The organism is Streptomyces sp. NPDC047981, assembly GCF_040653315.1.
Classification (GTDB): Bacteria; Actinomycetota; Actinomycetes; order Streptomycetales; family Streptomycetaceae; genus Streptomyces.
Window position 1 is genome coordinate 1 of sequence record NZ_JBEZNQ010000074.1, and the last position, 18,346, is coordinate 18,346.

Sequence of the window (18,346 nt, forward strand, 5' to 3'; positions counted from 1 at the left end):
CCGTCTTCCCCACCTATCTCACCGGCTTCTACGCCTGGTGACGGCCGCACGGCCGATCGAGCGAAAGAGGTGCCGTGCGCCCCGGCCCCGGAGTGGCCGTCGGCCTCGGTCCCGCGGTCGCGCCGGAGCGGCTGCCGGAGTCCTGGGCGCAGGCCCGGCGCGCGGCCCGGTTCGCGGGCCTGGGGCCCACGTGGCCCCGCGTGGTGGACGCCGCCGGGCTCGGCGCGCAGGTCCTGCTCGCCGACATCCCCGAGGACGCGGCGCTCGCGCACCCGGACGTGAGCGCGGTCGCCCGCCTGGAGGCCGAACCGGACGGTCCGCAGATGCTGGCGACCCTGGAGGCCGTCTGCCGTACGCGCTCGTTGCGCGAGGCGGCCAAACTCCTCTCGCTGCACCACAGTTCGGTCGCCCACCGGGTCGCCCGCGCCGAGCGCGTCCTCGCGATGTCGCTGAGCGACCCCTCGGACCGGCAGCGGGCCCACACCGCCGTACTCCTGTGGCGGCTGAACGCGCCCGACAACTGGCGTAACTGAGACCCGAATTCGGCCGGGGCACGCCGTGCCATCATTTTGAAGCAGGCGCTCCAAAATGTGCTAGCGTCGCCACGTGGTCGGCGCGCTCCGCTCGCGACCGGACCCCAACACCGCGCCACACCCACGCCCTTGGAGGCACTCCATGCCCCTCGCCGTCTACATCCTCGGCCTGGGAATCTTCACCCAAGGCACATCGGAGTTCATGCTCTCCGGGCTGCTCCCCAACCTCTCCGACGACCTGGGTGTCTCCATCCCCGACGCCGGTCTGCTGATCTCCGCGTTCGCCATCGGCATGGTCGTCGGCGCTCCGCTGCTCGCGGTCGCCACCCTGAAGTGGCCCCGCCGCACCGCCCTGGTCGCGCTCCAGGCCGTCTTCATCGCCGCGCACATCGTCGGCGCGCTGGCCCCCGGCTACGGCGTCCTGTTCGCCACCCGGGTCATCAGCGCCCTCGCCTACGCCGGCTTCTGGGGCGTCGCCGTCGCCACCGCCGTCGCCCTCGTCCCGGCCAACGCCAAGGGCAAGGCCGTCGCGGTGGTCGCCAGTGGGCTCACGCTGGCCACCATCGTGGGCGTGCCCGCGGGCACCGTCCTGAGCCAGTTCGCCGGCTGGCGGGCCGCCTTCTGGGGCGTGGCCGTGCTCACCCTCGTCAGCCTCGCCTGCTCGGTGTTCGCCATCCCGGGCGGCAAGGGCTCCGCCGACGAGGCCCGGACCGTCCGCGCCGAACTGCGTGCCATGGCACGGCCCCAGCTGTGGCTGTCGTACGCCGTGACGGCCTTCTCCTTCGGCGCGGTCATCGTCACCTTCAGCTACCTCGCCTCGCTGCTCACCGACGTCACCGGTCTCGCCGAGGGCTGGGTGCCCGTCCTCCTCGCGCTCTTCGGCCTCGGCGGCCTGCTCGGCATGGTCATCGGCGGCCGGACCGCCGAGGCCTACCCGATCCGCACCCTGGCGCTCGGCACCGGAGTCCTCGCCGTCGCCTCGGCGCTGCTCGCGGTCCTCGCGGAGAACACCGTCGTCACCGTCGCCCTGATCTTCGTCCTCGGCCTCGCCGGGTACGTGACCAACCCGATCCTGCAGTCCCGGGTGTTCGTCGTGGCGCCCGGCGCCCCGACCCTGGTGGGCGCCACCAACACCTCCGCCTTCAACGTCGGCAACACCCTGGCCCCGGCCCTCGGCGGCATGACCATCAGCGCCGGGTTCGGCTTCGAGTCGGTGGCCTGGGTCGGCGCCGCGCTGGCCGCCGCCGGTCTGCTCGGCACGCTGTGGGCGGGCCACCTGCAGTACCGGAACCGCCGTGCCGCCGAGGGCACCGTGGTCGCCTCCGGCGGGGCCGCAGGACGCAAGGACCTCGACCAGGACGGCCGGCCCGCCCGCGCCGGGCACGCCTGAGCGGTACGCCCGCCCGAGCCGGCCGCGCCCTGAGCGGTACCCGTCTCTGAACCGTACGGGCCTGAGCGGTACCCGTCTGAACCGTACGGGCCTGAGACGCATCCCGCCTGAACCGTACGGGCCTGAGACGCATCCCGCCTGAACCGTACGGGCCTGCGCCGTACCGCACCTGAGCCTCACACCCGGGCCGAACGGCCCCACCCCGAGAACGCCGTGCCCCGGTCCGCTGACTCCCCCCTGCGGACCGGGGCACGGTTCCGTCTGTGACGGGCCGGGCCCGCTCAGGCCGTGATGCCGCCGTCGATCACGAGGTCGTGGCCGAGCGCGAAGCCCGACTCCTCGGACGCCAGGTACAGCACCGCCGCGGCGCCCTCCTCCACCGAGCCGATCCGCCCCAGCGGGAACATCCCCTTGGCGCGCTCCACCCGCTCCTCGGGCGTCTCGTTCTCCAGGAGGGACATCGGGGTGTCCATCGAGGACGGGCTGAGGGTGTTCACCCGGATGCCGTCGGCCGCGTACTCCCGCGCCGCACTGCGCCCGAGCGCAGCGACGGCCGCCTTGCTCGCCCCGTACGCGCCCGCCCCGGGAATCGTCAGGTGCGCGCCGACCACGGAACCCACGTTGACGATCGTGCCGCCGCCCTGCTCCCGCATCTGCCGGATCTCGTGCTTCAACGACCGCCAGGTGCCCAGCAGGTTGATCTCCAGGGTCCGCAGGAAGTCCGCCTCCGCGAGCTCCGTGAGACCGGCCGGCTCGGGCAGGTACCCCGCGTTGTTGACGGCGACGTCCAGCCGGCCGTGGCGCTCCACGACCGTCCGCACCAGCGCCTCCACCTCCGCCTCGACGGCGATGTCGGCCGTGACGTGACCGGCCGTACCGCCCTCCTTCTCGATCAGCCGGACCGTCTCGACCAGGCGGTCGGCGGTGCGCCCGGCGACCACCACGGTGGCGCCCTCCCGGCCGAAGGCCAAGGCCGTGGCGCGCCCGATCCCGGACCCGCCCCCGGTGACGAGCACCACCTTGCCGGTGAAGCGACCAGTCATGTTCCTCATCCCATCCTCGGTGCCTAGGGCCCGCCCGGCGGATCATGGCCGGGGCCGCGGCGTCTGGCACGGCACCTCGCCGCGTTGCCGAAACGCCCCGATAGCTCCGCTATCGAGACGCTCCGGCGCCTTGCGATGCACCGCACCAGACGCCGCGCCCTGACCGACCCTGATCCGCCGGGCAGGCCCTACGCGCGTCCGCGCGCACGCACCACGATGGCCGCGCGCGGCCGCCGAGCCATCACGTATTCACGGGAGTGACCAGGGAAAACCCCGTGAACACGGGATGCGGGCGCGGCCGTTCGCCGGATGGAGTGGAGGGAGCACGCGCACGCCCGCGGAGAAGGGAACACCTTGAGCTTCGAGGAATTCGAGGGCATCGTCTACATCCCGCCCAAGGCCGGACCGGCCCGTTGGGTGTTCGGTGACCACTACACGATCAAGGCCGACAAGGAGAACACGCACGGCTCGCTCGGTCTGATCGAAGCCCTCGTGCCACCGGGCGGCGGACCGCCGCTCCACATCCACCACGACAGCGACGAGGCCTTCTACCTCATCGACGGCGAGCTGGAGATCTCCAACGAGAAGACCAGCCAGGTCGTCGGCGCCGGCGCGTTCATCTTCGTTCCCAAGGGCAAGGTGCACGCCTTCAAGAACATCGGCGACGAGCCCTGCAAGATGCTCATCATCTTCACCCCGGCCGGCTTCGAGCGCTTCTTCACCGAGCTCGGCGTGGCCGCCGAGGAGGGTGTCCCGGCGCCCGAGGCGGAGCAGTACGCCGCCGACGTCGAGAAGGCCCAGTCCATCGTCGCCAAGTACGCGGCGGAGTACGTCTGATGCTCGACGCGACCACCGTGGACGCCTACCTCGACCGGATCGGCGCCAAGCGCCCCGAACGTCTCGACGGCGAGGCCCTGGCCCATCTGCACGAACGGCATGTCCTCAGCATCCCGTTCGAGAACATCGACTTCGCCTTCGGCCGCCCGAGCCTGCCGATCGGGCTCGGTGAACCCGCCCTGGAGAAGATCGTCGGGCGCGGCCGGGGCGGCTGCTGCTACGAACTCAACGGCGCCTTCTTCACCCTCCTCGCCACCCTCGGCTTCGACGTGGAGCCGCTCGGCGCCCGGGTCCTGGAGGACGGCGTGTTCGGCCCGCTCCTGGGCCACCTGTGCCTGCGCGTACGGACCGAGGACAGCGCGGACCCGTGGCTGGCCGACGTCGGCTACGGGCACGCGTTCCGCTCCCCGCTGCCGCTGCGCCCGGGCACGCCCCACGAGGACCCGCAGGGCACCTTCGAACTCGTCGAGGCCCCCAAGGGCGACCTCGACCTCCACCGCGACGGCGAACTGCAGTACCGCCTCGAACTGCGCGGCCGTGAACTGGCGGACTTCGCCCCCACGATGTGGTGGTTCCGCAGCGCCGACGACTCGCCGTTCCTGGCCCGCCAGGTCTGCTCCATGCCCACCCCCGGCGGGCGGGTCACCCTCGCGGGCCGGACCCTGACCCGTACCGAGAACGGGGTCAGGACCAAGGAGGAGCTGGCCGACGACGACGCCGTCCGCGCCGCCTACCGCACCTGGTTCGGCATCGCACTCGACGCCCTGCCGGACCTCCCGAACGACGGAGAACACTGATGCACGACGTGACCGACGGACTCATCGACGTCCACCACCACGCGATCCCGCCGACCTACCGCGCCGCGCTCGGCGACAGGGTCGCCATCCCCGGGGTCGACTACCCGACCTGGAGCCCGGAGGCGTCCCTGGAGGTGATGGACCGGCACTCCATCGCCGCCGCCGTACTCTCCGTCACCGCACCGGGCGTCACCTTCGCCCAGGGCGCCGAGGCCCGCCGCCTGGCCCGTGAGGTCAACGAGTACTACGCCGCCCTCATCGCCGAACACCCGGCCCGCTTCGGCGCGTTCGCGATCCTGCCGCTGCCCGACGTGGCCGCCGCCAAGGACGAGCTGACGTACGCCATCGACGAGCTCGGCCTCGACGGCGTCGGACTGCTGACCAGCTACGGCAACCGGTACCTCGGCGACCCCGAGTTCGAGCCGCTGCTCGCCGAGATCGCCGACCGCGGCCTGCCCGTGCACGTCCACCCCGGCACCCCGCCGGCCAAGGACGTGGCCACTTTCGACCTGCCGCCCTCGCTCTACGACTTCACCTTCGAGACCACCCGCACGGTCGTCGACCTGCTCTTCAGCGGCACCCTCGAGCGGCTGCCCCACCTGAAGCTGATCGTCTCGCACGCGGGCGGCACGCTGCCGTTCCTCGCGCAGCGGCTCACCTACGGGCCGACGATCGGGAAGTACCTGACCGAGCGGGCGCCCAAGGACGTCGTCGGGGCGCTGCGCGGGCTGTACTACGACATCGCGATGTCCGCCAACCGCTTCGCCCTGCCCGCGCTCACCGAACTCGCCGCGCCGGACCGGATCCTGTTCGGCAGCGACTTCCCGTTCATGCCGGCCGCGCACACGACGGAGAACGTCGAGGGCTTCGGGACGTACGCGGGCTGGAACGCCGAGCAGCGCACGGCCATCGGCCGTGAGAACGCGCTGAAGCTCTTCCCGCGCCTCGCCGGGAAGTAGCGCCGGGCGGTACCGCGGCCCGTGTCACGGCCCGTACCGCCGCCCGTACCGCGCGCACGAAGGAGCCGGCCGCCTCGGGGGAGGTGGCCGGCTCCTTCGCTCGGTGCGCCCTGCCGCGGTCAGCAGACCCCGTCGACGCCGCACGCGGCGCCGAACGACTCGTCCCGCTGCTCCCGCTGTCGTGCCTGGGCGTCCAGGATCGCCTTGCGCAGCTGGGGCGCCGAGGGCACTCCCTCCACGCGGATGTCGCCGATCAGGAAGGTCGGGGCGACCTGGACCCGGTGGGCGGCGGCCTCCCTGAGCGCGTCCTGGTGCCGGGCGGTGTACGTGCCCTTCTCCAGGGCCGTACGGAACTCCTCCTGGTCCAGCTCGAGTTCACCGGCGAGCCGGGTCAGGATCTCGATCTCGCCGAGGTCCAGGTCCTCCTGGAAGAAGGCCCGGAACATCCGCCGGGTGTACGCGTCGCCCTTGCCGTGGTCCGCCGCGTACTGGAAGCCCTCGAACGCGAGCCGGGTGTACGGCTGCGGCGAGACGGTGGGCAGCGTGATGTCCACGCCCATCCGCCGGGCCATCGGGTAGACGGCCCGCTTCCAGATGTCCGGCAGGTACGGGTCCTCCGGGCGGAGCGTGGGCTTCGGGTGCTCCCGCAGCTCGAACGGCTTCCACTCGACCTGGACGTCCAGGCCCTCGGTGGCCTCCTCCAGCGGCCCCTCCGCGAGCATGCAGAAGGGACACACGTAGTCGGACCAGATCTGGATCCTCACCGGCTCCGCGGACTGCTCGGTCATCGGACGCCGCCCTTCTGCGCGGTCAGGAACTCCTGGAACGGCACTTCGTGCCCCTCGACCGGAGCGTGCGTGACCCGGATCGGCCACTGGGTGGGGTCGGTCGCGAAGATCCCGTACGAGCTTCCGTAGTCGAAGCCGTACGCACCGGCGGTCTTCCGGTCGGCGGCGAAGACGATGTGCCCCACGCCGAAGTAGCGGGCCACCATGTAGCACATGGCGCAGGGCTCGCCGGAGGCGATCAGGGTCGAGCCGGCGACGGCGAACACCCCGGCCCGACTGGCCGCCTCGCGGAGCGCGACGACCTCCGCGTGCGCGCTGGCGTCGTGGTCCTCGCGGACCCGGTTGAACCCGGTGCCGAGCACCCGGTCGTCCTGGACGACGATCCCGGAGAACGGGATGCCGCCCTTGGCCACGTGCTCCCGGCTGATCCGTACGGCCTCGTGGACGTGCGGCAGCAGGGCGTCGATGTCGGTCATGACGTGCGCGCCGCTCAGACGGCGGTCAGGCGGAGCAGGACGGCGCCGCCGATGATGGACGCGAAGGAGAGCAGCCGGGCGGGGGTGATCTTCTCCTTGAAGATGATCGCGCCGCAGATGACCGTGCCGACGCCGCCGATACCGGTCCAGATCGTGTAGCCGACCGAGACGTCGAGCTCGCGCAGGGCCAGCGACAGGGTGTAGATGCCGCCGGCGGCGGCGGAGAGCGTGAGCACGGACGGCCACAGGCGGGTGAATCCCTTGGTGGCGTTGGTGCCGAGGGCGAAGAGGACTTCGAAGACGATGGCGATGCCGAGGTAGACCCAGGTCATGGTGGTGACTCGTTTCGGGAAGGTGGGACGGAGCGGAGGAAGTCGGGGAGGGGTGCCGAGGGTCAGCCGACGGGCTGGGCCGCGGGGGCGCTTTCGGCCTCGAGCGCGGCCTGCTTCTTCGCGGCGACGTTGTCGGAGATCCGCAGGCCGAGGGCGCCGCCGATGATCAGGATGAAGGCGAGCACCTTCCAGATGGTCATCTTCTCGTCGTAGATCAGGGTGCCGAAGACGACGGTGCCGACCGCGCCGATACCGGCCCACACGGTGTAGCCGACACCGACGTCCACGGTCTTCAGGGCCATGGAGAGCGTGAAGATGCCGCAGGAGGCGGCGGCGACGGTGAGCAGGGACGGGCCGAGCTTGGTGAACCCGTCGGTGGCCTCGGTCGAGAGCGCGAAGGTGATCTCGAACAGCGAGGAGAACAGCAGCCAGGCCCAGCCGACGTTGGCGTTCTGCGGCTTTGCCTGCGGGGAGGGGGACGTCATGGAACTCACTCTCCAGGAAGTTGTTTGTCCGTGCAAGTTCTTAGAAGGCGTAGCCGGCTGATGACGGACTGACGCGGCGCCCATGAGGTTGCATGAGCATGTACCCTGTTGTCAACGTCTCCATGAAAGGTGCGTCACCTTATGGCCGCTACCCACACCGCGTCGTCCGACCAGGTGGTCTGGAGCCGCCTCCTCGTCCTGCACTCCCGCGTGGAACGGGAGTTGGCGCAGGCGCTCCAGCGACGCCACGGGATCGGCCTTTCGGAGTTCCGGGCGCTCGAATCCCTGACCCACGCCGAGGACAGCGAGCTGCGCATGCAGGACCTGGCCGAACGGGTCGGTCTCGGCCAGTCCTCGGTGACGCGCCTCGTCGCGCGGCTCGAAGTGGCCGGATTCGCCTTCAAGGACCTGTGTCCGTCCGACAAGCGCGGGGTCTACGCGGTGATCACGGACGAGGGGCGCGAGCGGGTCGCCGCGGCCCGGACGACCTACGCGGACGTGCTCTCCTCGGCGCTCAACGCGCTGACCGCCGATCCCGAGTACGCCTCCACGGTGCAGTCGCTGCGCGCCGCCGGCGCCTGACGGGCGCCACGTCCGCGCCTGCGGACAGAGTCGGTTCGGCACTCTCCCCCAACCCCTGACGCGCTGTCAATCGCGGGATCTCGGCATAGCGCGCCAGGGGTGGTTTCGTTGCATGATCAAGCGTAACGAGAACGCGGTTCCCGCTTCTCGCATCGTCCGTCGCTCAGCGATGTCCATGCATGACGATGCAAGTTACGTGCTCCAGAAGCACTGATCTCGTTCGATCGCTTGATCTCAACGACTCGACCGTCTCGGGGGAGAGACCGCCGTGCCATCGACACATCTCGCCGCATCCATCGACGCCCACAGCCGGGACCGCGCAGACCGGGTCGCCCTCTCGTACGAGCGGCGCACCCTCACCTACGCCGAGCTGGGTGACCTCACCCGGGAGTTCCGCGAGCAGCTGCGCCGCCTGGAGCTGCCGGCCGGCAGCACCGTCTGCGTCCCCGCCCACAAGACGCCGGAGACGATCGCCCTTCTGACGGCGGTCTTCCACGAGGGCCTGATCGCCCTCGCACCCTCGCCCGACCTGGGCATCGCCGCCCGCACCCGGCTGGCCCAGCAGGCCCGCGCGTCCCACAGCCTCACCGTCGCCGCCGACGGCGCCCTGACCGCGGAGGCGGTCACCGCCAACGCGGTGGAGGCCGAGGGCTTCGACCGGGCGGACGCCGGCCGCACGCGCCTCCTGCTCACCACCTCGGGCTCCACCGGCACCCCGAAGATCGTGCCGATCCCCGTCGAGGGCTTCGACGCCTTCGCCGACTGGGCCACCGCCGAGTTCGCGCTCACCGGGGACGACGTGGCGCTCTCCTACGCCCCGCTCAACTTCGACCTCGCCCTGCTCGACGTCTGGACCTTCCTGCGGCTCGGCGCCCAGGTCGTCCTGGTCCCGAAGGACCGGGCCACCGAAGCCCCCCACCTGCAGGGCCTGGTGGGCGGCCACGGCGTCACCTTCGTCCAGGGCGTGCCCATGCTGCACCGCCTCCTGGTCCAGGACGGCCCCGAGTTCACCGCCGTCCGCACCCTCATCACCACGGGCGACTCGCTCGCCCCCGAGCTCCTCGAGCCGATGACCCGGACGTTCCCGAACGCCCGGTTCCACAACATCTTCGGCTGCACGGAGACCAACGACTCCTTCCTCCACGCCATCGACCCGCACACGGCCGCCGCGCAGCCGATCGGCCGCCCGCTCGCCGGGGTGCGCGCCCTCGTGGTCGACGCCGAAGGACGGACCGTCACGGGCGCGGGAACCGGCGAACTCCTCGTCTCCACCCCGTTCCAGACCGCCGGCTACCTCAGGTCCGTCCTGAACGAGCAGGCGTTCACGGTCCGCGAGGGCCACGTCTACTACCGCACCGGCGACATCGTCTCCCGTACGGACGAGGGCCTGTTCACCCTCGAAGGCCGGGCGGACTGGCAGGTCAAGGTGCGCGGTGTACGCACCAACCTCCAGGAGGTCGAGACCGTCGTCGCCGCCCACCCGGACGTCGCCGAGGCCGTCGTCGTGGCCCTGCCCGACGAGCAGACCGGCGTCCGCCTGCACGCCCACGTCACCCGCCACCCGGCCACCGCGCTGACCGGTCTGCGCCTGCGGACCCACATCAGCAAGCACCTCCCGCGCCACGCGATCCCGTCCTCGGTGCACGTCACGGAGGCCCCGATGCCCCGGACGTCGACGGGCAAGCCCGACCGGAACCTCATCAGGAACAACCGCATGAAGGAGACCCAGACCGCATGAGCGAGACCGGCGCCACCCACGTGACCGCGGAGATCCGTACGTACCTCGTCACCGAGTTCCTGGCGGGCGAGGACTCCTCGGACCTCACCGACGACTACGACCTGATCGACTCCGGGGTGATCGACAGCCTCGGCCTCGTCCGGCTGATCTCCCACATCGCGAGCCGCTACGGCGTGCCCGTGGACGACATCGACTTCGGCCCGGACGACTTCCGGACCCTCACCGCGATCACCCGCCTCGTCCGGGAGAACGCCCCCGCCACGGCGGCCTGACACCACCCCGCTCCACCGGCGCCGCTCGACGGGCGCCCCGCCCCACCGGCGCCCTCCGCTCCACCGCGCCACGGCACATCCGCGCACCGCACGCGCTCACCGCTCATGGCACGCGCGCACACCCGCACACCACACCCGCACACCACACCTGAGGGAGTACCCGCATGTTCACCCGCAGCGTCGACGACGTCGTCCCCGTCCAGTGGGGCAACGGCACCAGCCACCGCCTGCTCACCAAGACCGACGGCATGGGCTTCGCCGTGGCCGTGACCCTCGTCCGGCAGGGCACCACCAGCGCGCTGCAGTACCGCGACCACCTGGAGGCCTGCTACTGCGTCGCCGGCTCCGGCGAGGTCGTCGAGAAGGACGGCACCCGGCACAAGATCACGCCCGGCACCATCTACGCCCTGGACGAGCACGACCCGCACTACCTGATCGCGTCGGACTACGAGGACCTGCACCTCATCTCGGTCTTCAACCCGCCGATCGTCGGCGACGAGAAGCACAAGCTGTCGGCCGACGGCTTCTCCCAGTACTGAGCCGCCCCGCCCCCGGGGCGGCACCCGCCCCCGCCGCCGCCCCGGGGCACCCCTTCCCACCCGATGTGACAAGGACCAGGCTGTGACCGACGACCTCTTCCACCTCGCCACCCCGTGGGCCGACAAACTCAACGCCGACCTCGGCGACCTGGACCGCGCCGGCGCGTTCCCGTCCGACAAGTGGCCCGCCGTCCAGGACTCCGGAATCCTGCGGACCCCCTTCCACCCCGACCACGGAGGCCACGGCCGGTCCCTGACCGAGACCATGCGCGTACTGGAGGGCCTCGGTCACACCTCCCGCGACGCCGGCCTGTCCTTCTCCACGTCCACCCAGATCGTCTCCGTGGGCGTCCCGCTCCAGCAGTTCGGCAGCGAGGAGCTCAAGCGGCGCCACCTGCCGCGGATCATGGCCGGTGACGTGATCACCGCCCACGCCATCACCGAGGAGTCCGGCGGCTCGGACGCCATGAACTCCACCACGACCGCCGTCCTCGACGGCGACCACTACGTCGTGGACGGCAGCAAGATGTTCATCACCAACGCCCCGGTCGCCGGCCTCTTCCTGCTGTACGTGCGCACCGGCGCTCCGGGCCCGTTCGGACTGACCACCCTGCTCGTCGAGGCGGACACGCCCGGGCTGACCGTCGGTCCCGCCATGGACAAGATCGGCCTGCGCACCAGCCCGATCGGCACGCTCGCCTTCGACGGGCTGCGCGTCCCGGTGTCCCAGCGGGTCGGCCGGGAGGGCGCCGGCTTCCGCGTCCTGGACTACGTCATGAAGCGCGAAGTGCTCTTCGCCTTCTCGATCACGCTCGGCGAGATGACCCGCCGCGTCGAGGACACCATCCGCTTCGCCAAGTCCCGTACGCAGTTCGGCCGGACGATCGGTTCGTACCAGGCCGTCTCCCACAAGATCGCCGACATGAAGATCAGCCTGGAGACGGCGCGCAAGTGGCTGCGCGACACCGGGGCCAAGGTGGAGGCCGGCCAGGACGCGGCCATCGACCTCGCCGCCACGAAGACCGTCGTCTCCGAGGCCAATCTGAGGCTGGCGCTCGACGCCGTCCAGATCCACGGCGGACGCGGCGTCCTCACCAGCCACGGCGTCGAGCGCGAACTGCGCGACTCCGTCGCCGGGACCATCTACTCCGGCACGAGCGAGATCCAGCGCAACCGCATCGCCGCCCTCCTCGGCCTCTGACCGCGGCCCCCGACCTGGCTTCTGCCTCGGGCCTCCGCCCCGGCCTCCGACGATCCCAAGGGAACCGACTGTGATGACCCTCGACCTGTACGACCGGCTGACGCGACCCACCGATTTCCTCGACTACGAGACCGACGCCGTCCAGACCTTCATCGACGACGTGGTCAAGGACCGCGCCTCCGACAAGCGCACCATGGCCGTCGAGCTCTACTACGCCGTCCGCGACGGCGTGTTCTACGAGGTCTACGGCGCCGATCTGTCCGCCGACGGACTGAAGGCCTCCCACACCGCCACCACCAAGTCCGGCTTCTGCCTGCACAAGTCGGCCCTCTACGCCGCCGCCGTCCGGGCCCTCGGCATCCCCTCCCGGCTGGTCTACGGCGACGTCCGCAACCACCTCGCCTCGCCCCGGCTGATCGAGCACATCGGCGGCGACGTCTTCTTCCACGGCCTCACCCAGGTCTACCTGGACGGCAAGTGGATCAAGGCGACCCCGGTGTTCAACAAGATGCTCTGCAAGCTCTACGGCATGGAGGCCCTGGAGTTCGACGGGCTGGAGGACAGCCTCTACCACCCGTACGAGGGCGGCGCGGGCGCCATGGAGTTCCTCACCGACCACGGCGCCTTCGACGACGTCCCGTACGACTTCGTCATCGGATCGATGCGCGCCCGGCACCCCAAGTTCCTCAGCGACACCGGCACCAGCACGGTGTCCGGCGGCCGGCTGGCCGAGGAAGCCAAGTAAGGAGAGCACGACCATGACCCAGGCCACCGAGGCCCCCCGGGCCGCCACGCCCACCGACGGCTGGGATGCCGCCATCCGGATCGGCGTCGTCGTCCCGCACGCCGACGTCGGCCCGGAGGCCGAACTCCAGGCCATGGCCCCCGCGTCGGTCTCCATCCACGGCTCCCGCGTCCACTTCGGGGCGATGCGCGCCGGCGGTGAGATGGACGAGAAGATCCCGCACGACCCGGTCCGCGCGTTCGTCGAACCGCCCTTCCTGGACCAGGCCGTCGAGCAGCTCGCCGCCTCGCCCCTGCACGCGCTGACCCTCGGCTTCACCTCCTCCAGCTACGTGCTGAAGGCGGCGGGGGAGCGGGAGCTGTACGAGCGGCTGCGCCCGGTGACCCGGGAGCTGCCGATCACCGGCACGACCCGGGCCGCCCGGGCCGCGTTCACCGCGCTCGGCGCCCAGCGGATAGCCCTGGTGAACCCGCCGTGGTTCGACGACGAGCTCTCCGGCCAGGGCGCCGACTACTTCCGGGAGTTCGGCTTCGACGTGGTCCACCACGGGCCGTGCGGGCTGCCGTCGAACCAGAAGGCGATCACTCCGCAGAACCTCTCGGAGTGGCTCCGTACCACCGTCGCCGCCCACCGCCCGGACGCCGTCCTGGTCGCGGGCAACGGCATCCGCGCGGTCGGCACCATCAAGCCGCTGGAGGCGGAGCTCGGCTTCCACGTCGTGACCGCCAACCAGGCGATCTTCTGGCACGCCCTGCACCTGGCCGGCGCGACGGCGATCAGCGCGGGCGTCACCGAGTACGGCGCCCTCTTCTCCCGCCCGGCCCCGACGGACGCGGCCTGATCCACGGACGCGGCCTGATCCACGGGCCCGGCGCGATCCACGGGCCCGGCCTGATCCACGCGCGCGGCCTGTTCCATGCGCGCGGCGCGATCCACGGACGCGGCGTGATCAACGCACGGGTGAGCCCGGACGGCCGACGGCCGCCCGGGCTCACCACGCGAGGGCCCGATCAGAGCGTGCCGGGCACCTCGTACAGCGCGACGACCGCGGTGAAGATCTCCTCGTCGTTCTGCTCCGCCGTCACCAGGACGTGCGGCCGCCCGGCCGGATCGTCCGGCAGCGGCCTGGCGATGATCCAGCACGGCGCGTCCAGTTCGGCGTACCGGGTGAAGTCGCAGCTCATGCCGGCGACCAGGGTCTGCCGCGGGTGGGTCGCGGCCTGCGCCGCCTGGCGTGCGGCCTCCAGGAGCAGCATGCCCGGGGCGTGGTCGACGGGGTGGTCGAACAGGACGGGGTGCGAGGTGTCCGTCCGCAGCTGCCAGCGGCGGGGGACGTCGGTGCAGGAGAGCACGACGTCCTGGAACCGGGTCCGGCCCGTCTCGTTCGTCGGGGACGGCGGCGGCAGCGGAACGGCGCGCGCGTTGGCGCTCGCGATGTCGGCGTACGGTCCGCGCAGCCGCTCGTAGACCGCCCGGTCCTGGATGGTGAACCGGGTCCGGGCCCTGGCGAGACGGCGTCCCGCGCGGGTGGCCTCGACGGAGAGGGTGAGGGCGGTCGCCCGCCCCTTGCGGTACTTCACGTCCGAGCAGCTGATGTGGAGTTCGACGTACGCGTCCTCGCCGTCGGCCCACAGCTCGTCCGGCGCGATGTCCCAGCCGAAGTCCTTCCACAGCAGCTGGTGCCCGAAGGGGACGTCGTACGCGGCGTGGGAGAGCATCGGCAGCGTCTGCCGCACCGTCTCCGTCATGAACAGGGGGTCGAACCTGCCGTGTCGCGCCAGATAGAAGGCGTGCTCGCGCGGCCAGCGCGCGGTGACGGTGAAGGTGTCGTCCCCGGTGCGGCACCAGCTCACGAGGAGCACCTCGGCCGGGTTCGTCTTGTGGGTGTACGACATCGGAACGGGCACGGTGCCGGTGGTCGTCCGGTCCTGTGCGAGCTCTATCGGCGGCACAACAGTTCTCCCCTGACTGTTTCCAGATAATCGCGGACCTGCACACTGGTGTGGTGGCTGGCCGCTCACATAAGATAGTGGTCACTCTTTTTCTTTGTCGATGTATACGGGGTAAAGGCGCAGTGGCGGAACACAGGCAGGAACGGGCGGTCCGCACGAGGGAGCTGGTGCTCCGAGCTGCGGCGGAGGTCTTCGACGAGTCCGGATACCTCGGTGCGAGCATCACCAAGATCCTCGATCGCGCGGGCGTCACGGCGGGCGCCGTGTACTTCCATTTCCGGTCGAAGGAGGGACTGGCCCGCGCGGTCATCCTGGAGCAGGCGGCCGATCTGCAGTTCCCCGAGGGGGAGGGCGGCCTCCAGCAGCTTCTGGACATGACCGGCTACCTCGCCGTGGAGATGCAGCACAACACCCTGCTGCGGGCCGGCGTCCGGCTCGCCGTCGAGCAGGGCGTCGTCGGCCCGCAGGAGTACACGATCTACGAGTGGTGGGCCGACCGGTTCCACCAGGAGTTCGAACGGGCCCGGGGGATGGGCCAGTTGCTCGACGGCGTGGACGTGGCCGCCTTCTCGCAGCTCCTGGTCGCCGCCTACACCGGTACGCAGGTCATGTCCCAACTCGCCACCGGCCGCGCCGACCTGCCCCGCCGGATCAGCGACATGTGGCGATGTCTGCTGCCCGCGCTGGCCCCCGCCGACGTCATCGCCGAGCTGCGGATCCCCGCCGACGACACCGTGGCCGCCACGTGAGCGCTCTGCGCGTCGTGCTGACCGGGGCGACCGGCTTCGTCGGCACCCGCGTCCTGCACACCCTCACCTCCACCGCCCAGGCCACCGGCCGCCCCCTCTCCGTCCGGGTCCTGGGCCGTGCCACCGCCGCTCCCGCCACCGTGACCGCCGCCGCCCCGCAGGGCGTGACCTGGACGTCCGTGGACCTGACGGACCGTGCCTCGCTGCGGAAGGCGGCGAGCGGCGCCGACGTCCTGATCCACCTCGCCTCCCGGATCTCCGGCGACGAGGCCCAGTGCGCGGCGGTCAACATCGACGGCACCACCGCCCTCGTCGAGGAGGCCGCCCACTGGGGCGTGGACCGGATCGTCCACCTCTCCACCGCCGCGGTCTACGGACCGGGCCCGCACCGCGGCATCGCGGTCGACGAGATCGTGCCCGCCCCCGTCTCACCCGCCAGCCGCACCCGCCTGGCCGGCGAGGCCCCCGTCCTGGCAGCCGGCGGAACGATCCTGCGCCCGGGCCTCGTGCTCGGCGCCGGTGACCGCTGGGTGGTGCCCGCCCTCGCGGAACTGCTCGCCCGCGTCCCGGCCCGCTGGGACGGCGGCCGCGGCCTGCTCTCCGTCGTGGACGTCGACGACCTCGCCCGCCTCGTGGCCACTCTGGCCACGTCCGAGGCCGCCCCGCCGCCGGGCGTCCACCACGCCGGCCACCCCGTGCCGGTGAGCAACGGCGAGCTGATGGCGGAGCTGGCCGCCCTGGACATCCTGCCCAAGGCCGAGGACGACTGGCCCTGGGACGTCTGCCTGGAACGGCTCCGTGCGGTGCCGGGCCGAACCAGCGAGCGGCAGTTCTCCCTGCTGGCCCAGGACCACTGGTACGCGAGCGAATCCATCTGGCGGACTACCTCCTGCCCCCCGGGCCCCGGCCCCCTGACCCGCCTCGCGGCGGCGGCCCCCTGGTACCGCTCGTTCCTGGCGGGGTGACGCGAGCGCGCGAGCGCACCCCACGCAGCCGACAACCCCGGCGACACGCAGGCGACACGCAGGCGACACGCGAAAGGGCGGCGCACTCCGACGGCTGGTCGGTGTACGCCGCCCTCTCGTGCGTGGCGGGTGGTCGCGGGTTCCGGCCCGCGTGGTCACGGCGACTACTTCGGGTCGTCGTTGAACTTCGAGGTCGACCAGAAGTAGCCGAGCACCGCGAGGCCGACGCACCAGGCGACCGCGAGCCAGCCGTTGTGGCCGATCTCGGTGCCGAGCAGCAGACCGCGCAGGGTCTCGATGGCCGGCGTGAAGGGCTGGTACTCCGCGATCGGCTGGAACCAGCCCGGCATCGAGGAGAGCGGGACGAAGGCGCTGGACAGCAGCGGCAGCAGGATCATCGGCATCGCGTTGTTGCTGGCGGCCTCCGCGTTCGGGCTGATCAGGCCCATGCCGACGGCGATCCAGGTGAGCGCGAGGGCGAAGAGCACGAGCAGTCCGAAGGCCGCGAACCACTCCAGGACGGTGGCGTCGGTGGAGCGGAAGCCGATGGCCACGCCCACCGCGCCGACGAGCACGACGCTCATCACGGACTGCAGCACGCTGCCGACGACGTGCCCGACGAGCACCGAGCCGCGGTGGATCGCCATGGTGCGGAAGCGGGCGATGATGCCCTCGGTCATGTCGTTGGCGACGGAGACCGCCGTGCCGATCGTGGTGGAGCCGATCGTCATCAGGAGCAGCCCCGGGACGATGTAGGCGATGTACTTGGCCCGGTCCGGCTCGCCGCCGCCGATGCCCACGCTCATCGTCTCGCCGAAGATGTAGACGAAGAGCAGCAGCAGCATGATCGGCGTGAGCAGCAGGTTCAGCGTGAGCGAGGGGTAGCGCCGCGCGTGCAGCAGGTTCCGCCGCAGCATGGTGGACGAGTCGCGCAGGGCGAGGGAGAGGGAGCTCATCGGACAGCCTCCTTGGGCTGGTCGGGGATGCCGGCGGTGGTGGAGCCGGAGGCGGTGGAGCCGGTGGAGCCGGTTGCGGTCAGGGCGAAGAAGACGTCGTCGAGGTCGGGCGTGTGCACGGTCAGTTCGTCGGCCTCGATGCCGGCCGCGTCCAGGCGGTCGAGGATGGAGCGCAGTTCGCGCTGGCTGCCGTCGCTCGGGAGCTGGAGCGCCAGGGCCTCGTCGTCCCGGCCGGCGTCCTCGCCGAGCGCGGCGCCGGCCGCCCGGTACGCGGACGGGTCGGCGAAGCGGAGCCGTACGTGCCCGCCCGGGATGAGCCGCTTGAGCTCCTCCGCGGTCCCCTCGGCGACGATCTTCCCGCCGTGGAGCACGGCGATCCGGTCGGCGAGTTCGTCGGCCTCCTCCAGGTACTGGGTGGTGAGGAAGACGGTGACGCCGTCGGCGACGAGTGTGCGGATGATCTGCCACATGTTGTGGCGGCTGCGCGGGTCGAGGCCGGTGGTCGGTTCGTCGAGGAAGATGATCCGCGGGTCGCCGACCAGGGTCATGGCGATGTCGAGACGGCGCTTCATGCCGCCGGAGTAGGTGGAGGCGGGCTTCTTCGCGGCCTCCACGAGGTCGAAGCGCTCGAGGAGTTCGGCCGCGACCCGCCGTCCTTCCTTCTTGGACAGGTGGTTGAGGTCCGCCATGAGGAGCATGTTCTCCTCGCCGGTGATCAGACCGTCGACGGCGGAGAACTGTCCGGTGACGCCGATCGCGGCGCGCACGGCCTGCGGCGCGCCGGCGAGGTCGTGGCCGCCGACGCGGACCTCACCGCTGTCGGCGGAGACGAGCGTGGAGAGGATCTTCACGGCGGTGGTCTTGCCGGCGCCGTTCGGCCCGAGCAGGGCGAACACGGATCCGGCGGGGATGCGCAGGTCGACTCCGTCGAGGACGGTCTTGTCGCCGTAGGACTTGCGCAGTCCGGTCGCCGAGATGGCGAGGTCGGTCATGGGGTCACTCCTTGT

The 18,346-nt window shown here is 71.4% G+C and carries 22 protein-coding genes; 14 read left to right on the plus strand and 8 right to left on the minus strand.

All coding sequences use genetic code 11. From position 1 onward, the window contains the following. The first annotated feature begins 74 nt into the window (after positions 1-74). Positions 75-533 (plus strand): helix-turn-helix domain-containing protein, encoded by a 459-nt coding sequence (locus AB0E14_RS31480; RefSeq protein WP_362425905.1) that lies wholly within the window; start codon positions 75-77, stop codon positions 531-533. Between the two features lie 142 nt (positions 534-675). Then, positions 676-1,923: a Cmx/CmrA family chloramphenicol efflux MFS transporter gene (locus AB0E14_RS31485; protein ID WP_362425908.1), complete on the plus strand. Its 1,248-nt coding sequence runs from the start codon at positions 676-678 to the stop codon at positions 1,921-1,923. 281 nt (positions 1,924-2,204) lie between these two features. Here the strand turns inward: AB0E14_RS31485 and AB0E14_RS31490 are convergent, their stop codons facing one another. Further along, the gene (locus AB0E14_RS31490) at positions 2,205-2,966 is read right to left on the minus strand and encodes a glucose 1-dehydrogenase (RefSeq protein WP_362425911.1); all 762 of its coding nucleotides are present in this window, start codon (positions 2,964-2,966) and stop codon (positions 2,205-2,207) included. 354 nt (positions 2,967-3,320) lie between these two features. On the opposite strand from AB0E14_RS31490, the gene AB0E14_RS31495 reads away from it, so the two are divergent. Genes AB0E14_RS31495 through AB0E14_RS31505 form a run of 3 tightly spaced genes read left to right on the plus strand, consistent with a single transcriptional unit; the run spans position 3,321 to position 5,559 of the window. After that, the gene (locus AB0E14_RS31495) at positions 3,321-3,803 is read left to right on the plus strand and encodes a cupin domain-containing protein (RefSeq protein ID WP_362425914.1); all 483 of its coding nucleotides are present in this window, start codon (positions 3,321-3,323) and stop codon (positions 3,801-3,803) included. Next, positions 3,803-4,600, plus strand: a complete 798-nt coding sequence (locus tag AB0E14_RS31500) for an arylamine N-acetyltransferase (RefSeq protein ID WP_362425917.1) — start codon at positions 3,803-3,805, stop codon at positions 4,598-4,600. The genes AB0E14_RS31495 and AB0E14_RS31500 overlap by 1 nt, the downstream gene beginning before the upstream one ends. After that, positions 4,600-5,559: an amidohydrolase family protein gene (locus AB0E14_RS31505; RefSeq protein ID WP_362425920.1), complete on the plus strand. Its 960-nt coding sequence runs from the start codon at positions 4,600-4,602 to the stop codon at positions 5,557-5,559. Before AB0E14_RS31500 ends, AB0E14_RS31505 begins: the two co-directional genes overlap by 1 nt. A 119-nt stretch (positions 5,560-5,678) precedes the next feature. On the opposite strand, the gene AB0E14_RS31510 is transcribed toward AB0E14_RS31505, so the two are convergent. The 4 genes from AB0E14_RS31510 to AB0E14_RS31525 form a co-directional block, all read right to left on the minus strand. Next, positions 5,679-6,347, minus strand: a complete 669-nt coding sequence (locus AB0E14_RS31510) for a DsbA family protein (RefSeq protein ID WP_362425923.1) — start codon at positions 6,345-6,347, stop codon at positions 5,679-5,681. Then, positions 6,344-6,823 carry a nucleoside deaminase gene (locus tag AB0E14_RS31515; protein ID WP_362425926.1) on the minus strand — a complete coding sequence of 160 codons (480 nt, stop codon included), beginning with the start codon at positions 6,821-6,823 and terminating at the stop codon, positions 6,344-6,346. The genes AB0E14_RS31510 and AB0E14_RS31515 overlap by 4 nt, the downstream gene beginning before the upstream one ends. Before the next feature lie 14 nt (positions 6,824-6,837). Continuing rightward, positions 6,838-7,155 carry a multidrug efflux SMR transporter gene (locus tag AB0E14_RS31520; protein ID WP_362425929.1) on the minus strand — a complete coding sequence of 106 codons (318 nt, stop codon included), beginning with the start codon at positions 7,153-7,155 and terminating at the stop codon, positions 6,838-6,840. A 62-nt stretch (positions 7,156-7,217) separates the two neighbouring features. Continuing rightward, positions 7,218-7,640, minus strand: coding sequence for a multidrug efflux SMR transporter (locus AB0E14_RS31525; RefSeq protein ID WP_362425932.1), 423 nt, complete (start codon positions 7,638-7,640; stop codon positions 7,218-7,220). A 141-nt stretch (positions 7,641-7,781) separates the two neighbouring features. On the opposite strand from AB0E14_RS31525, the gene AB0E14_RS31530 reads away from it, so the two are divergent. From AB0E14_RS31530 to AB0E14_RS31560, 7 genes are all read left to right on the plus strand, one after another. Next, positions 7,782-8,222 carry a MarR family transcriptional regulator gene (locus tag AB0E14_RS31530; RefSeq protein WP_362425935.1) on the plus strand — a complete coding sequence of 147 codons (441 nt, stop codon included), beginning with the start codon at positions 7,782-7,784 and terminating at the stop codon, positions 8,220-8,222. 268 nt (positions 8,223-8,490) lie between these two features. Further along, positions 8,491-9,960 carry an AMP-binding protein gene (locus tag AB0E14_RS31535; protein WP_362425938.1) on the plus strand — a complete coding sequence of 490 codons (1,470 nt, stop codon included), beginning with the start codon at positions 8,491-8,493 and terminating at the stop codon, positions 9,958-9,960. Then, positions 9,957-10,232, plus strand: a complete 276-nt coding sequence (locus AB0E14_RS31540) for a phosphopantetheine-binding protein (RefSeq protein WP_362425941.1) — start codon at positions 9,957-9,959, stop codon at positions 10,230-10,232. The genes AB0E14_RS31535 and AB0E14_RS31540 overlap by 4 nt, the downstream gene beginning before the upstream one ends. 164 nt (positions 10,233-10,396) lie before the next feature. After that, a complete protein-coding gene (locus AB0E14_RS31545; protein ID WP_362425943.1) occupies positions 10,397-10,771 on the plus strand; it encodes an ectoine synthase in 375 nt (124 codons plus the stop codon). Positions 10,772-10,853: 82 nt separating this feature from the next. Beyond that, positions 10,854-11,972, plus strand: a complete 1,119-nt coding sequence (locus AB0E14_RS31550) for an acyl-CoA dehydrogenase family protein (RefSeq protein ID WP_362425946.1) — start codon at positions 10,854-10,856, stop codon at positions 11,970-11,972. Between the two features lie 73 nt (positions 11,973-12,045). Further along, positions 12,046-12,717, plus strand: coding sequence for a transglutaminase-like domain-containing protein (locus tag AB0E14_RS31555; RefSeq protein ID WP_362425949.1), 672 nt, complete (start codon positions 12,046-12,048; stop codon positions 12,715-12,717). Between the two features lie 13 nt (positions 12,718-12,730). Beyond that, the gene (locus AB0E14_RS31560) at positions 12,731-13,558 is read left to right on the plus strand and encodes a maleate cis-trans isomerase (RefSeq protein ID WP_362425952.1); all 828 of its coding nucleotides are present in this window, start codon (positions 12,731-12,733) and stop codon (positions 13,556-13,558) included. Positions 13,559-13,727: 169 nt separating this feature from the next. Here AB0E14_RS31560 and AB0E14_RS31565 read toward each other — a convergent pair whose 3' ends face one another. Then, the gene (locus AB0E14_RS31565) at positions 13,728-14,669 is read right to left on the minus strand and encodes a ScbA/BarX family gamma-butyrolactone biosynthesis protein (RefSeq protein ID WP_362425955.1); all 942 of its coding nucleotides are present in this window, start codon (positions 14,667-14,669) and stop codon (positions 13,728-13,730) included. 122 nt (positions 14,670-14,791) lie between these two features. Between AB0E14_RS31565 and AB0E14_RS31570 the strand changes: the two genes are divergently transcribed. Together AB0E14_RS31570 and AB0E14_RS31575 are read left to right on the plus strand one after the other, a co-directional pair. After that, positions 14,792-15,418 carry a ScbR family autoregulator-binding transcription factor gene (locus AB0E14_RS31570; protein ID WP_362425958.1) on the plus strand — a complete coding sequence of 209 codons (627 nt, stop codon included), beginning with the start codon at positions 14,792-14,794 and terminating at the stop codon, positions 15,416-15,418. Further along, entirely contained in the window at positions 15,415-16,383 is a 969-nt protein-coding gene (locus AB0E14_RS31575) for an NAD(P)-dependent oxidoreductase (protein ID WP_362425961.1), read from the plus strand. Before AB0E14_RS31570 ends, AB0E14_RS31575 begins: the two co-directional genes overlap by 4 nt. A 164-nt stretch (positions 16,384-16,547) precedes the next feature. Here the strand turns inward: AB0E14_RS31575 and AB0E14_RS31580 are convergent, their stop codons facing one another. Then, positions 16,548-17,339 (minus strand): ABC transporter permease, encoded by a 792-nt coding sequence (locus AB0E14_RS31580; RefSeq protein ID WP_362425965.1) that lies wholly within the window; start codon positions 17,337-17,339, stop codon positions 16,548-16,550. Then, positions 17,336-18,331, minus strand: coding sequence for an ATP-binding cassette domain-containing protein (locus tag AB0E14_RS31585; RefSeq protein WP_362425968.1), 996 nt, complete (start codon positions 18,329-18,331; stop codon positions 17,336-17,338). The genes AB0E14_RS31580 and AB0E14_RS31585 overlap by 4 nt, the downstream gene beginning before the upstream one ends. Positions 18,332-18,346 lie beyond the last annotated feature (15 nt).